Source organism: Affinirhizobium straminoryzae (assembly GCF_007004135.1).
Lineage (GTDB): Bacteria > Pseudomonadota > Alphaproteobacteria > Rhizobiales > Rhizobiaceae > Neorhizobium > Neorhizobium straminoryzae.
Genome location: NZ_VJMG01000037.1, coordinates 1 through 13,801, shown reverse-complemented (window position 1 = coordinate 13,801; position 13,801 = coordinate 1). Strand labels below are relative to the sequence as shown.

Here is a 13,801-nt window from a genome sequence, read left to right as displayed (position 1 = left end):
AAGTGCGTCCGTTTATGCGGATGGAATTTGGGTACTTGACGGTACCAGTTGAGAGGGCGCGATGCAGCAGAACGTGATGTCCGGAACGAGAAACAAGCATGCGCCAGCAGAGTGGCAAGGGTGGTCGCTGCCCGTAGCCTCGTTCCTTTCAATCGGCATGGCGCTCGCCGCTTCCGGCTGCAGTTCGGTTCCGCTCCGGGAGGCCGGCTCGCTCAGTTCCTATAGTCGCCTCGGCCCGGAAGAGGGGCGGGTGGCGAAATCCCGCAGCTTTGCCGACCGGTCCGCGCTGCTTTCCGCCACCACCGTCTCCATCCAGCCGGCAAGGCTTGGGCCGGCGGCTGCCGCAAGGGTTCACGATGCCGAACAGGAGCGGCTGGTGTCCAACGCGCTCGACCGCGCGCTGTGCATCGGCCTCTCCGACCGCTTCCGGGTCGTCGGGCCGGGCGAGCGGGCGGATCTGACCGTGCGCAGCACCATCACCGACATCGTACCGACCGGCACATGGGCCGCCGGGGTTTCCAAGGTGGCAACGCTTGGCACCTCCGCCGTGCTGCCGGTCGGCGTGCCACGCCTGCCGATCGGACTGGGCGGTCTTGCCGTCGAGGCGGAGGCGGTGGATGCCGGTGGGGCGCAGCGCGCCGCCATTCTCTGGTCGCGCGGCGCCAATTCCATCACCAACAGCCCGCGCGTCTCCGAAATCGGCGATGCCTATGGGCTGGCGAACACCTTTGCCGGCACCTTCGCGCAGATCCTGGTCAAGGGCGAGACACAGTCGGGCGTCCATCTCGACCTGCCCTCCGGCCAGAAGCTGAAGTCGCAACTGGGCGGAGCACCGAAATATGCGGCCTGCGAGGCTTTCGGGCGGGCACCGGGTGTCGGCGGGTTTGTGGCAAGCGCGGTCGGCGCCCCGCCGTCCTGGACGGACAAGGCAAAGTAGGCCCTGCTCCAGCGGTGTCGCGTGGCTGCGTCACACCCCCGTCGAACCGAATCCGCCGGCGCCGCGCGCGGTCTCGCTGAAGCCATCGGCTTCCTGCACCTGCGCCTGCACCACAGGCGAAACAACCAGCTGCGCGATGCGCATGCCGCGCTCGATCACGAAATCGGTCTCGCCGAGATTGACGAGCAGCACCTTCACTTCGCCGCGATAGTCGCTGTCGATGGTGCCGGGCGTGTTGAGGCAGGTGATGCCGTTCTTGAAGGCAAGGCCGGAGCGCGGGCGGACCTGCACCTCGAAGCCTTCCGGAATCTCGAAGACAAAGCCCGTTGGCACCAGTGCTCTTTGCCCGGGCACAAGCGTCATCGGCTCGGTCAGGGCGGCGCGCACATCCATGCCGGCGGCGCCGCGGGTCTCGTAGGCGGGCAGGTCGATCCCTTCACCGTGCGGCAGGCGAATGAGCTTGAGGGCGGGGCCGATGACATCGCGCATGGGGCGGTTTCCTTCCTGTGTTTGCCGGTCAATTGCATAAAGCGCCCAAAATCGCTAGATACGCGGCAACTCAAAGGATTTGCACGACATGGCTGAAAGCATTGCCGAGGCGGTTTCCCGCCGCCGAACCTTCGCGATCATCGCGCACCCGGACGCGGGCAAGACGACCCTGACGGAAAAGCTGCTGCTGTTCGGCGGCGCCATCCAGCTGGCCGGCGAGGTGAAGGCGAAGAAGGACCGCATCCAGACCCGCTCGGACTGGATGAAGATCGAACGCGAACGCGGCATCTCGGTCGTCACCTCGGTGATGACCTTCGAATACGAAGGCAATATCTTCAACATTCTCGATACGCCCGGTCACGAGGACTTTGCCGACGACACCTACCGCACGCTGACGGCGGTGGATGCGGCGGTGATGGTGATCGATGGCGCCAAGGGCATCGAGCCGCGCACGCTGAAACTGTTCGAAGTCTGCCGCATGCGCGACATTCCGATCATCACCTTCGTCAACAAGATGGACCGCGAGGCGCGCGACACCTTCGAGATCCTCGACGAGGTGGAGGAGAAGCTGGCGCTCGACACCGCGCCGATCACCTGGCCGGTCGGCCGTTCCCGGAATTTCTGCGGCTCCTACAATCTGGCCAACAACACCTATCGCGGGTCCGACACGCAGGTGGAGCCGATGGCGGTCAATGGTCCGCAGAGCGTCGCGGAAAACCTGCCGGAAAACGAGCGCGATGCCTTCATTGACGAGTTGGAACTGGCGCGCGAGGCCTGCCGTCCCTTCGACCGCCAGGCCTTTCTCGAAGGTCATATGACGCCGGTCTTCTTCGGCTCGGCGCTCCGGAATTTTGGTGTGCGCGACCTGATCAATGCGCTGGGGGACTTTGCGCCGCCGCCGCGCGACCAGGTGGCCGATATCCGCACGGTGCATGCGGCCGAAGACAAGATGACGGCCTTCGTCTTCAAGATCCAGGCCAACATGGACCCGAACCACCGAGACCGCATCGCCTTTGCCCGCATCTGCTCCGGCAAGCTGGAGCGCGGCATGAAGGCGCGTCTGGCGCGCACCGGCAAGCAGATGGGGCTGACGGCACCGCAGTTCTTCTTCGCCTCGCAGCGCCAGCTGGCCGATACGGCCTATGCGGGGGACGTGGTGGGCATTCCGAACCACGGCACGCTGCGCATCGGCGATACGCTGACGGAAGGCGAAGCACTCGTCTTCCAGGGCGTGCCGAACTTCTCGCCGGAAATCCTGCGTCGCGTGCGGCTGGAGGATGCCATGAAGGCGAAGAAGCTGAAGGAAGCCCTGCAGCAGATGGCGGAAGAAGGCGTGGTGCAGCTGTTTTCGCCGGAAGACGGTTCGCCCGCCATCGTCGGCGTCGTTGGCGCCCTGCAGCTCGACGTGCTGAAGGAGCGGCTGTCTGCGGAATACAGCCTGCCTGTTTCCTTCGAAATGTCGCGCTTCTCCGTCTGCCGCTGGATCTCCTGCGACAACAAGGCGGAGATGGAGAAATTCCTCACCGTCAAGCGCGGCGACATTGCCCGCGATCTGGACGGCGATCCGGTGTTCCTGGCGCAGGATTCGTTCTCCCTGCGCTACGAGTCCGAACGTTATCCGGCGATCAAGATGGTGGCCATCAAGGAATATCACGTCGCCAAGGCGGCGTGATCATTGAGATCAGTCCTGCCCGCCGCTCGTGGCGGGCGCCGGGTTTTCCGCCTCCGCCGTCAGGTCGGCGAGAAAATCATCGCACCAGCGCTTCACGTCATGCTCCAGCAGATGGGTCATCATGCCCTGCCAGCGCTGGATACGCTCCTCGCGGCCCATGGTGAGGGCCCGGGCAATCGCGTTGGCGGTGCCCTCGATGTCGTAAGGATTGACCAGCAGCGCGCCTTTCAGCTCGCGCGCGGCGCCGGCGAAGCGGGAGAGCACCAGCACGCCCGGATCCTCCGGGTCCTGTGCGGCGACGAATTCCTTGGCCACGAGGTTCATGCCATCGCGCAGCGGCGTGACCAGCCCGACCTTTGCCAGCCGGTAGAGCCCCGCCAGCACCGGACGCCCGATGGAGCGGTTGATGTAGCGGATCGGCACCCAGTCCACGGTGCCGAGCGCGCCGTTCACCCGGCCGGCCTGCTCCGCCACGGTGCGCTGCATGGCCTCGTATTCCGGCACTTCCGAGCGGGATTTCGGCGTGATCTGGAGATAGCTGACCTTGCCCTGATGCGCGGGATTGCGCGAGACGAAGCTTTCATAGGCATCGATGCGCTGGGTGATGCCCTTGGAATAATCCAGCCGGTCGACCCCGATGATCAGATCGCGGCCTTCAAGGCTCTGACGGGCCTTGCGCACCATCACGCTTGCGGCCGCCTTGCGGGCGAACTCGGCAAAGGCGGCCGTCTCGATGCCGATCGAGTAGAAGCCGCCCTTGAAGGTGCGGCCGTGCGACAGGTAGAGCCCTTCGCCGATCGCATTGCCAAAACCTTCGCGCACCAGACAGCCGCGGAAGTTTTCAAGATCGTGGTCCGTCTGGAAGCCGACGAGATCGTAATGGGTGAGACCGCGCATGATCTCCTCATGCACCGGCATGGCAAACAGCACGTCGGCCGGCGGCCAGGGAATGTGCAGGAAGAAGCCGATGCGGTTCTTCACGCCCATCTGCCGCAGTTCCGCCGCAAGTGGGATCAGGTGGTAGTCATGCACCCAGATGATGTCGTCCGGCTTCAGCAGCGGGGCCAGCCGATGGGCGAAGAAGCGGTTGACGCGGAAATAGCCGGCCATTTCCTTGCGGGCATATTCGGCAAGGTCCAGCCGGTAATGGCAGATCGGCCAGAGCACCCGGTTGGCGAAGCCGTGATAATACTCCTCCACATCCGTCTTGGTGAGGTCGGTCAGCGCATAGGTGATGTTGCCGCGCTCCGTCAGCGCCAGCGGCTCCGGCTCCTTTGTCCCGCTCGACTTGCCGGACCAGCCCATCCACACGCCGCCGCGCTCCTCAAGGGCGGCCTGCAGCGCCACGGCAAGGCCGCCTGCGGGGGCCGTGCCGTTCTTTTCCGGCATAGGAACGCGGTTGGATATGACGATGAGACGGCTCAAGCGGTGGGCTCCTTCTGTCTGCTCCGGCAGGCTCAGCGCGTGGCGAGATCCTTCAGGATCGCACGCAAGACGGCGGCGGAGGCAAGTGTGGTGTGGGCGGCGGTGTCTTCGCCGGGCTCGCCGATGCGGATCGACAGGCCGCCGAGCTGATTGGCGACCTTGAACATGGCTTCGTCGGTGAGATCATCGCCGATGGCGATCGGTCTGCGTCCGGCAAAGGGCGGTTCGGCAAGAAAGGCGCGTAGCGCCGCGCCCTTGCTGGCGCGGGCAGGGCGGATTTCGATCACCATCTTGCCGCGCTGCAGGGCATAAGCCGGCCCGGCCTCCGACAGCGCCTGGCGCATGAGGGCCTCGAGGTCTGCCTGCCTCTCCGGCGCCTGCCGGTAATGCGCGGCAACGGCTGCCCCCTTATCTTCGATCAGCACGCCCGGCCAGTCCGCCGTCAGCCGCTCCAGCGAGCGCTTCAGCGCAAGGAAGGCAGGGTCGGGCTCCACGCGGTCGACAACACCATCGGCGCGTCTGCGTTCGGCGCCGTGCAGGCCGGCAATCGGTAGCGTGAGCGGGGCAAACAGCCGGTCGGCAAAGGGCAGCGCCCGGCCGGTGACGAGCGCCAGGGCGCCACCCAGCCGGCCGGAAAGGGTGTCGAGATGGCCGGCAAGATCCGGCGGCACGACGATTGCCTCCGGCCGTGCGGCCAGATCGATCAGCGTGCCGTCGATATCGAGAAACAGCGCATGTGCCTGCGGTTCGGTGCGGAGAATATCCAGCATCTGTCCCTGCGGTTGCAACGGTCTGGCTTCGGCTTTGCGGAATGCATCGGTTGGTCGCATGAGGTGCGATCTAGGCCGGCCGCTCGGGATGGCAAGGGCAAAGGTTTGGGAACCGGGTTGCGGAATCTGTCACGAAATCGACATCTTGCTGCCGGATCGCCCTTCATCGCAGGCGTTTGCCTGCTAACCCTCGCTTAAGATTTTGGGTCGATCCTTTTCAAGGTATTCGCCGCATCGCGCGGCGCGATTTGGAGCTGGAAACCATGTGTCGCTGGGCCGCCTATCGCGGCAATCCGCTTTATCTCGAGGAACTCGTCTCCTCGCCCGCCCACTCGCTCATCGAGCAGAGCCACTGCGCCAGCCGCGCCAAGACGGCCACCAATGGCGATGGCTTCGGCATCGCCTGGTACGGCGATCATCCCGAACCCGGGCGCTATCGCGATATCCTGCCGGCCTGGTCCGACTGCAATCTGCGCAGCCTTGCCCACCAGATCCGCTCGCCGCTGTTTCTCGCCCATGTGCGCGCCGCCACCAATGGCGGCACGCGCCGCGACAATTGCCATCCCTTCGTGCATGGCCGCTGGTCCTTCATGCACAACGGCCAGATCGCCGGCTTCGACCGCATTCGCCGGCGCATGGAAGGGCATCTGTCGGACGATCTGTTCCACGCCCGCACCGGCACCACCGATTCCGAGATGCTGTTCCTGCTCGCCCAGGAATTCGGCATGGCAGGCGACCCGCTCGGCGCGGTGTCGCGGGCCATCGGCACGATCGAGCAACTGGCGGCCGAGCATGAGGTGAGCACGCTGGTGCGCTTCACCGCTGCCTTTTCCGACGGGAACGCGCTCTATGCCATCCGTTATGCGACCGATCATCGTCCGCCGACGCTGTATGCGGCACCCATGGGTGGCGGCTATTGCCTCGTCTCCGAACCGCTGAACGACGATGTGGATGCCTGGATGGAAATTCCGGACGGCAGCGCGGTGATGGTGAGCGATGCCGGCATGACGATCGCGCCATTTGCGCCGGTGGCGCTGGCTGAGGCTGCCTGATCCACCATCAGTCCGGGGGGAGGGGATGGCCGTCAACGACGGCACGGGCCTTCACCTCCCGCACGAGATGATCGAGCGCGGCGCGGGCAGGCTCCCTGCGCCATGCGAGATAGAGAGGCGCGACGAGGCCGGCGCTTGCGGAAAAGCGGCGATAGGCGATCCCCGAGGTTTCCAGGCGAGCCATGGATTCCGGAATGATCGACAGGCCGAGCCCGGCGGCGACAAGGCTGAGCGTCGAGGCGAGTTTCGGCGCCTCCTGCGCCACCCTGGGGCTGAAGCCCGCCCGCTGGCAGGCGGCGATGATGCGGTCGTAGAGACCCTGGCCGCTCTGCCGCCGGTAGAGAATGAAGGTTTCGGCCGAAAGATCCGCGAGATCGACCGGTTCCGGCGGATCGATGCCCGGCGGGTGCGCCAGCGGATGGTCGTCCGGCAGCGCCAGCAGCATGTCTTCCCGGTGTACCGGCGCGATGGAAAGGGTCGCGGCCTCCAGCGTCGTGCCGCGCAGGAAGGCGACATCGAGCCGACCGGCCAGAAGATCCGCGGTCAGTTCGTCGGTCGCGCCTTCTTCCAGCCGCAGCGACAGGTCCGGCCAGGAGAGGCGCAGCGCGCGTACGGCAGACGAGACCAGCGGATGAAAGGCGGCCGAACTGGTAAACCCGATGGACAGCGTGCCGGTTTCGCCGCGTGCGGCGCGGTGCGTCTCGGCAACGGCCGTCTGCAGGTCGGCGAGGATCTGGCGGGCCCGTGCGATGAACACGGCGCCGGCATCGGTCGGCACCACGCCGCGCGGCAGCCGATGAAAGAGCGGCGTGCCCAGCATGGTTTCCAGCGCGCGGATCTGCTGGCTGAGCGGCGGCTGCTGAATACCGAGCCGTTCGGCGGCGCGCGTCATGTGGCCCTCGTCGGCAATGGCGACGGCATAGCGCAGATGGCGCATCTCGATCATTGCCATATCCTTTGCGTATGGAAAAGACTGAAACGATATATTGGACTTATGGTGCCGGCAGCGCTACTGCGTCAATCCATCTTCTGAAGGAATCTCGACCATGACCACCATTGCAGAAGCGGGGCAGGGCGGTGTCTCTGCTCCCACCACGCGCCAGCTGTTCACCGGCTTTCTCGGTATCGGTCTCATTGGCTTTGGCGGTGTGCTGCCGCTGGCGCGCCGCATGCTGGTGGATGACAAGGCTTGGCTGAGCCCGCAGGAATTCGCAGATCTGCTGGGCCTCTGTCAGTTCCTGCCGGGCGGCAATGTGATCAACATGAGCGTGGCCGTCGGTATGAAGTTTCGCGGCTGGCGCGGGGCCCTGGCCGGCATTCTCGGCCTGACGGCGGTGCCGACGGCTTTCGTCATCGTGCTCGGCGTGCTCTACGACCGCTACAGCACCGATGCGCATGTGCAGCACCTGTTTGCCGGGCTTGCGGCGGCCTCTGCGGGCCTTCTGATCGGCATGGCCTGGAAGATGCTGAAACCTCTCCTGAAGCGTCCGGTGGCGCTTCTGGTGGTGCTGATGCTGTTTTTTGCCGTGGCCATGCTGCGCGTACCGCTGATCGTGGCCATGCTGGTGCTGGCGCCGGTCTCGATCCTGCTTGCCTGGAGGTTCGGCCAATGACCGCAACGCTGATCGCACTGGCGCTGATCTTCACCGAATTGTCGCTGATGGCCTTCGGCGGCGGTTATGCGGTGCTGCCGGAAATCCAGCGGCGGGTGGTGGAGGTGCAGCACTGGGTGACGCCGGCGGAATTCAGCGCGCTGTTTGCGCTGGCGCAGGCTGCGCCCGGCCCGAACATGATGATCGTGCCGCTGATCGGCTGGCACGTGGCGGGGCTACCGGGCCTGCTCGTCAGTTCGCTGGCCAAGTTCCTGCCCTCCTCGCTGATCACCTGCATGGCCGTTTCCGCCTGGGAACGGTTTCGTGACCGCCCCTGGCGCGCGGTGGTGCAGGCCGGCCTGCTGCCGGTGACGGCGGGGCTTGTGGCATCGAGCGCCGTGGTGATCACCGCTGCCTCCGCCACCAGCTGGTGGTTGGCGGGCCTGACCGGCGTGACGGCGGCCCTTTCCGTCTTCACCCGCGCGCATCCGGTGGCCGTGCTGGCGCTCGGGGCGGTTGGCGGACTCGCCATCAGCTTTTTCTAGGCTTCAGTCGCTCTTGCCCTGGTTCAGGCGCTCGGCAATCAGCGCGGCCAGACGCTCTGCCACCGCATCCTTGCCAAGCTCCGGCCAGTCCTCGATGCCGCCGTGGGAGATCAGCCGGACCCGGTTGCGGTCGCCGCCCATGATGCCGGTGTCCGGCGAAACGTCATTGGCGACGATCAGGTCGGCGCCCTTGGCCGCAAGCTTCTTGCGGCCGTTCGCCTCGACATTCTCCGTCTCGGCCGCAAAGCCGATCACAAGCGTCGGACGCTGTTCATGATGGCCGATGGTCTTCAGGATGTCGGGGTTTTCGGTCAGGACCAGCGGCGCCGGCGGTTCGCCGGGCTGCTTCTTGATTTTCTGGCCGGCCGTGCCGACGACGCGCCAGTCGGCCACGGCAGCCACCATCACGGCAATATCGGCCGGCAGGCAGGAGAGCACGGCGGCCCGCATTTCTTCGGCGGTTTCCACGTGGCGCACCGTTACCCCGCGCGGATCGGCAATCGTGACGGGACCGGAGACGAGCGTTACCTCGGCGCCGAGCCTTGCCAGCGCTGCGGCAATCGCATGGCCCTGCTTGCCGGAGGAGCGGTTGGCGATGTAGCGCACCGGATCGATCGGCTCGTGGGTCGGGCCGGAGGTGACGATGGCGCGCTTGCCCGCAAGCGGCTTGTGCTGCGGGGACAGGAGCGCGACGACGGTCGCAACGATCTCCAGCGGCTCGGCCATCCGGCCGGTGCCGGCTTCGCCGCTTTCGGCCATTTCACCCTTCATCGGCCCGATCAGGTGGATGCCGTCCGTCTTCAGCGTCTCCACGTTGCGGCGCGTTGGGGCTGCGTTCCACATCACCGGGTTCATGGCGGGGGCAACCAGCACCGGACGGTCGGTGGCGAGCAGCACCGCGCTCGGCAGGTCGTCCGCCAGTCCATGCGCCATCTTTGCCATCAGGTCGGCCGTGGCGGGGGCAACGACGATGAGGTCGCAGTCGCGGGCCAGCCGGATATGGCCGACATCCTGTTCATCCTCGCGGGAGAAGAGATCGGTATAGACATGGCTTGCCGACAGCGCGCCGACCGCAAGGGGCGTGACGAATTCCTGCGCCGCGCGGCTCATCACCGGCCTGACGGTCGCTCCCCGCTCGCGCAGGCGGCGGATGAGATCCAGGCTCTTGTAGGCGGCGATGCCCCCCGAAATGATCAGCAGAATGCGCTTGCCCTGAAGCTCCATGGGCCTCTCCCTGTGTTCTTCCCGGAGTGTGGATGAGGGGGCGACGCCCGTCAGAAACCCGTCATCCGCAATCCTGTCCCGGAGCCTAAGCACCTGATGCGCCGCATGCAATCGGCTCAGCTGAGCTGGAAGGCGATGTAGGCCAAGGTTGCGGCAATCACCCAGAGTGCGGCGCGACCTCCGCGGCTATGCTTGGCCTCCGCCTTGCCGATCGCCTCGGCCGTCTCACTGTCGAAACGGATGCCGTGCTCGGTCATGTGCAGCAGCTGCTGGTGGAATTTTTCGGTCTTGGCGGCAATTTCGGGGGCCGCTTCCGCCAGCTTGACGGCGGCTTTCAGGCCGTCGCGCAGGTCGGTCGCGATCCGCTTCGGCCCGAGATTGTCACGGATCCAGCCGCCGACCACGGGTTCTGCCGCACGCCACATGTTGAAGCGCGGATCGAGCATGCGCGACACGCCTTCCACCACCACCATGGTCTTCTGCAGCAGGATGAGTTCGGGGCGCGTCTGCATCTCGAACAGGTCGGTCACCTCGAAGAGCAGCGCCAGCAGGCGCGCCATCGAGATGGTTTCGGCCGGCTGCCCGTGGATCGGCTCGCCGATGGCGCGGATCGCCTGGGCAAAGCTTGCCACGTCATGATGGGACGGCACATAGCCGGCCTCGAAATGCACTTCCGCAACGCGCAGATAGTCGCGGGTGATGAAGCCGTAGAGGATTTCCGCGAGGAAGCGGCGTTCCTTCTTGCCGAGGCGACCGACAATGCCCATGTCGACGGCGACGATGATGCCGTCCGGATCGACGAACAGATTGCCGGGATGCATGTCGGCATGGAAGAAGCCGTCGCGCAGCGTGTGGCGCAGGAAGGACTGGATCAGCGTTTCCGCAAGCTTTTCGAGATCGTAGCCGGCGGCGCGCAGGCCCTCGATGTTCGACATCTTGATGCCGTCGATCCACTCCATGGTGATGACGTCGCGCCCGGTGCGCTCCCAGTCCACCTTCGGCACGCGGAATCCCGGATCGTCTTTGGTGTTCTCGCCGATTTCCGAGAGTGCCGCCGCTTCCAGCCGCAGGTCCATCTCCAGCTTGGTGGTCTGTTCCAGCGTGCGGGTGACCTCGACCGGCCTCAGGCGGCGCGTGGACGGCAGCAGGCGTTCCTGCATGCGCGACATCAGGTACATGCTTTCGATGTCGTGGGCGAAGCGCTGGCGCACGCCGGGGCGCACCACCTTGACGGCCACCTTGCGCTCGCCTTCCGCAGAGGCAACGGCCGCCGGGTGCACCTGGGCGATGGAGGCGGCCGCCAGCGGTTCGTCGAAGCGGGTGTAAAGGTCCTCGATCGAGCGGCCGAGGGAGGCTTCGATGGCGCCCTTGGCCGTCTCCGTCGGGAAGAAGGCCATGCGGTCCTGCAGCATGGAGAGATCGAGCGCCCAGTCCACACCCACCACATCCGGCCGGGTGGCGAGAAACTGGCCGATCTTCACATAGGAGGGGCCGAGCCGGTCCACCGCATTGGTGAGACGGACGCTGCGGCTTTCCTGGATCGAGGCCGGGCGGGTAAAGATCTGCGCGAGCGATTTGACGAGGCCGACCACGGGCGGCAGGCCCTGCGTCGGCAATGCCGACACCACGCCCTCGCGCACGAGCACCCAGCCCACGCGGGCCAGCCGGAAATAGGCACCGATCGTGCTCATGCGAAAAACCTCATCCTGCCGTCAGCCTTTCCCGCTACGCCGCGTTTGGTCCTGTGCCGGGCACTCTTACAGCTTCCAGCCCGAATGCAGCGCCGCGATGCCGCCGGTGTAATTCGTATAGCTGACACGGGAAAAACCAGCGCTGCGGATCATCTTGGCAAAATCCTCCTGATTGGGGAATTTGCGGATCGATTCCACCAGGTACTGGTAGGGCTCCGCATCGCCGGTGATCATCTTGCCGAACTGCGGAATGGCCTTGAAGGACCATTCGTCATAGATGCGGTCGAGAAGCGGCATCTCCACCTCGGAAAATTCGAGCACCAGCAGCCGGCCGCCGCGCTTCAGCACGCGGTAGGCTTCCGTCAGCGCCACATCGATGCGCGGCACGTTGCGGATGCCGAAGGCGATCGTATAGGCATCGAAGCTGCCCGCCTCGAAGGGCAGTTCCTCGGCATTGGCCTCCACGAAGGTGAGATTATCGGAAAGCTTGCGCTTGGCGGCGCGCTCGGCGCCGACGCCGAGCATCGAGCCGTTGATGTCGAGCACGGTCGCATGTGCCTGTCGGCCTGATGCCTCCACGATGCGGAATGCGATGTCGCCGGTGCCGCCGGCCACGTCCAGAACCTTGTAGGAGGGGTCCTTGCGCGGGTTGAGGCTTGCCACCATCGCATCCTTCCACAGCCGGTGGAGGCCGGCCGACATCACGTCGTTCATGATGTCGTAGCGCTTGGCCACCTTGTGGAAGACTTCGTTGACGAGGCCCTGCTTTTCGCCTTCGCCCACCTCGCGAAAGCCGTAGGAGGTTTCCATTCCACCTTCAGCGGAGGTCCGGCTGTCAGCCATGGCATATCATCCTTCGTTTCGTTCCTGGCACGGCGCGACCATAGCGAAAGCCCCGAGGCGATACTATCTCTTGTCGCGCTTGCGGCACTATGGCGCTGGTCTATAGAGACTGTGCAGGCCGTTGGAAACAGGAACTTAGGAACTCATGCCGGAATTGCCAGAGGTGGAAACGGTGCGGCGGGGCCTTGCGCCGTCGATGGAGAAGGCCCGCATCGTGCGGCTGGAGACACGCCGGGCGGACCTGCGTTTTCCCTTTCCGGAGAATTTTGCCGAACGCGTTTCCGGTCGCCGGATTGTCGGTCTCGGCCGCCGCGCCAAGTACCTGCTGATCGATCTCGATGACGGTATGAGCGTGATTTCCCATCTCGGCATGTCCGGCTCCTTCCGCATTCTGGCGGGAGGAGCATCCGACACGCCGGGCGAGTTCCACCACGCGCGCTCGAAGGATGAAAAGCACGACCACGTACTCTTTCATCTGGAGCGTGAGGGCGAGCGGTTGAGCGTTATCTACAACGATCCGCGCCGCTTCGGTTTCATGCACCTGTGGTCGCGCATAGAACTCGATCTCTATCCTGCCTTTGCCGGCCTTGGGCCGGAGCCGACCGGCAACAGCCTGGATGCCGGCTATCTCGCCGCGCGCTTTCGCGATCGCGTGCAGCCGCTGAAGACGCTGCTGCTCGACCAGACGGTGATTGCCGGGCTTGGCAATATCTATGTGTGCGAGGCGCTGTGGCGCGCCGGTCTCTCTCCGCTTCGCAAGGCGGGAACGCTTGTCACCCCGACCGGCCGGCCGAAGGCGGAGCTTGTCGCGCTGACGGAAGCCATCCGCGCCGTGATCGCCGACGCGATCCTCGCCGGCGGCTCCTCGTTGCGCGATCATATCCAGACAGATGGCTCGCTTGGCTATTTTCAGCACACCTTCGCCGTCTATGACCGGGAAGGGGCACCATGCACGCGGCCGGGCTGCGGCGGCACCGTTTTGCGGGTGACCCAGGCCGGACGCTCCACCTTCCACTGTGGCGCCTGCCAGAAATGAATCGCAAATCAGCGTCTTGCGGGTCAGGCCGGGGCAAAAGGGTGCAAAATGCGCGTTGACTGGACCCCGCATTCCAGCTATATCGCCGCCCACAGTTGGGAAAGCCATTGAACGGCTTCCTCCATTGCTCCCGAATTGCTGGATGACAGGTCGCAAGGGACCCGGCGCGGCGACGGCGGAGTTTTTGTTCGAATTCGAAGAGAGGCAGAAATGGCCAATACAACTTCGGCGAAAAAGGCGACCCGCAAGATCGCACGCCGCACCGACATCAACAAGGCGCGCCGCTCGCGCGTTCGTACCTTCATCCGTAAGGTTGAAGAAGCCATTGCATCGGGTGATGTGGCACAGGCTGCGGAAGCTCTCCGCGCCGCCCAGCCGGAAATCCAGCGTGCGGCCACCAAGGGTGTTCTGCATCGCAACACCGCCTCCCGCAAGGTGTCTCGCCTCGCGCAGCGCGTGAAGGCCCTTTCGGCCTAAAACCCGTCACAATTGACTGTCACATTTGAAGCCCGGTCTCTGACCGGG

Annotated in this window: 14 protein-coding genes; 7 read left to right on the top strand and 7 right to left on the bottom strand. The window is 65.2% G+C overall.

The window, feature by feature from the left end; all coding sequences use genetic code 11:
• Nucleotides 1–157 precede the first annotated feature (157 nt).
• Nucleotides 158–937, top strand: coding sequence for a DUF3313 domain-containing protein (locus FNA46_RS14025; protein ID WP_246103085.1), 780 nt, complete (start codon nt 158–160; stop codon nt 935–937).
• A 30-nt stretch (nt 938–967) separates the two neighbouring features.
• Here FNA46_RS14025 and dut read toward each other — a convergent pair whose 3' ends face one another.
• On the bottom strand, nt 968–1,426 hold the full coding sequence (gene dut, locus FNA46_RS14020; protein ID WP_143125835.1) for a dUTP diphosphatase: 459 nt from the start codon (nt 1,424–1,426) through the stop codon (nt 968–970).
• Between the two features lie 88 nt (nt 1,427–1,514).
• Here dut and FNA46_RS14015 point away from each other — a divergent pair, with 88 nt between their 5' ends.
• The gene (locus FNA46_RS14015; RefSeq protein WP_143125834.1) at nt 1,515–3,098 is read left to right on the top strand and encodes a peptide chain release factor 3; all 1,584 of its coding nucleotides are present in this window, start codon (nt 1,515–1,517) and stop codon (nt 3,096–3,098) included.
• A gap of 9 nt (nt 3,099–3,107) precedes the next feature.
• Here the strand turns inward: FNA46_RS14015 and otsA are convergent, their stop codons facing one another.
• Nucleotides 3,108–4,523, bottom strand: a complete 1,416-nt coding sequence (gene otsA / locus FNA46_RS14010; RefSeq protein WP_143125833.1) for an alpha,alpha-trehalose-phosphate synthase (UDP-forming) — start codon at nt 4,521–4,523, stop codon at nt 3,108–3,110.
• A gap of 32 nt (nt 4,524–4,555) precedes the next feature.
• Complete coding sequence (gene otsB, locus FNA46_RS14005; protein WP_143125832.1) at nt 4,556–5,293, bottom strand: trehalose-phosphatase; 738 nt, start codon at nt 5,291–5,293, stop codon at nt 4,556–4,558.
• A gap of 263 nt (nt 5,294–5,556) precedes the next feature.
• Here otsB and FNA46_RS14000 point away from each other — a divergent pair, with 263 nt between their 5' ends.
• A complete protein-coding gene (locus tag FNA46_RS14000; RefSeq protein ID WP_143125831.1) occupies nt 5,557–6,345 on the top strand; it encodes a class II glutamine amidotransferase in 789 nt (262 codons plus the stop codon).
• A gap of 7 nt (nt 6,346–6,352) precedes the next feature.
• Here the strand turns inward: FNA46_RS14000 and FNA46_RS13995 are convergent, their stop codons facing one another.
• Nucleotides 6,353–7,291 carry a LysR family transcriptional regulator gene (locus FNA46_RS13995; protein ID WP_143125830.1) on the bottom strand — a complete coding sequence of 313 codons (939 nt, stop codon included), beginning with the start codon at nt 7,289–7,291 and terminating at the stop codon, nt 6,353–6,355.
• A 100-nt stretch (nt 7,292–7,391) separates the two neighbouring features.
• Between FNA46_RS13995 and FNA46_RS13990 the strand changes: the two genes are divergently transcribed.
• Together FNA46_RS13990 and FNA46_RS13985 are read left to right on the top strand one after the other, a co-directional pair.
• Nucleotides 7,392–7,958: a chromate transporter gene (locus tag FNA46_RS13990; protein ID WP_143125829.1), complete on the top strand. Its 567-nt coding sequence runs from the start codon at nt 7,392–7,394 to the stop codon at nt 7,956–7,958.
• Nucleotides 7,955–8,482, top strand: a complete 528-nt coding sequence (locus tag FNA46_RS13985; RefSeq protein ID WP_143125828.1) for a chromate transporter — start codon at nt 7,955–7,957, stop codon at nt 8,480–8,482. The genes FNA46_RS13990 and FNA46_RS13985 overlap by 4 nt, the downstream gene beginning before the upstream one ends.
• A 3-nt stretch (nt 8,483–8,485) precedes the next feature.
• Here FNA46_RS13985 and coaBC read toward each other — a convergent pair whose 3' ends face one another.
• From coaBC to ubiE, 3 genes are all read right to left on the bottom strand, one after another.
• Nucleotides 8,486–9,706 carry a bifunctional phosphopantothenoylcysteine decarboxylase/phosphopantothenate--cysteine ligase CoaBC gene (gene coaBC, locus FNA46_RS13980; protein WP_143125827.1) on the bottom strand — a complete coding sequence of 407 codons (1,221 nt, stop codon included), beginning with the start codon at nt 9,704–9,706 and terminating at the stop codon, nt 8,486–8,488.
• A 116-nt stretch (nt 9,707–9,822) separates the two neighbouring features.
• The gene (gene ubiB, locus FNA46_RS13975; RefSeq protein ID WP_143125826.1) at nt 9,823–11,397 is read right to left on the bottom strand and encodes a 2-polyprenylphenol 6-hydroxylase; all 1,575 of its coding nucleotides are present in this window, start codon (nt 11,395–11,397) and stop codon (nt 9,823–9,825) included.
• Nucleotides 11,398–11,463: 66 nt separating this feature from the next.
• Nucleotides 11,464–12,240 carry a bifunctional demethylmenaquinone methyltransferase/2-methoxy-6-polyprenyl-1,4-benzoquinol methylase UbiE gene (ubiE, locus tag FNA46_RS13970; RefSeq protein WP_143125825.1) on the bottom strand — a complete coding sequence of 259 codons (777 nt, stop codon included), beginning with the start codon at nt 12,238–12,240 and terminating at the stop codon, nt 11,464–11,466.
• A 145-nt stretch (nt 12,241–12,385) separates the two neighbouring features.
• Between ubiE and mutM the strand changes: the two genes are divergently transcribed.
• A complete protein-coding gene (gene mutM / locus FNA46_RS13965) occupies nt 12,386–13,276 on the top strand; it encodes a bifunctional DNA-formamidopyrimidine glycosylase/DNA-(apurinic or apyrimidinic site) lyase (RefSeq protein WP_143125824.1) in 891 nt (296 codons plus the stop codon).
• A gap of 210 nt (nt 13,277–13,486) precedes the next feature.
• Nucleotides 13,487–13,753, top strand: coding sequence for a 30S ribosomal protein S20 (gene rpsT, locus FNA46_RS13960; protein ID WP_143125823.1), 267 nt, complete (start codon nt 13,487–13,489; stop codon nt 13,751–13,753).
• The last annotated feature ends 48 nt before the right edge of the window (nt 13,754–13,801 follow it).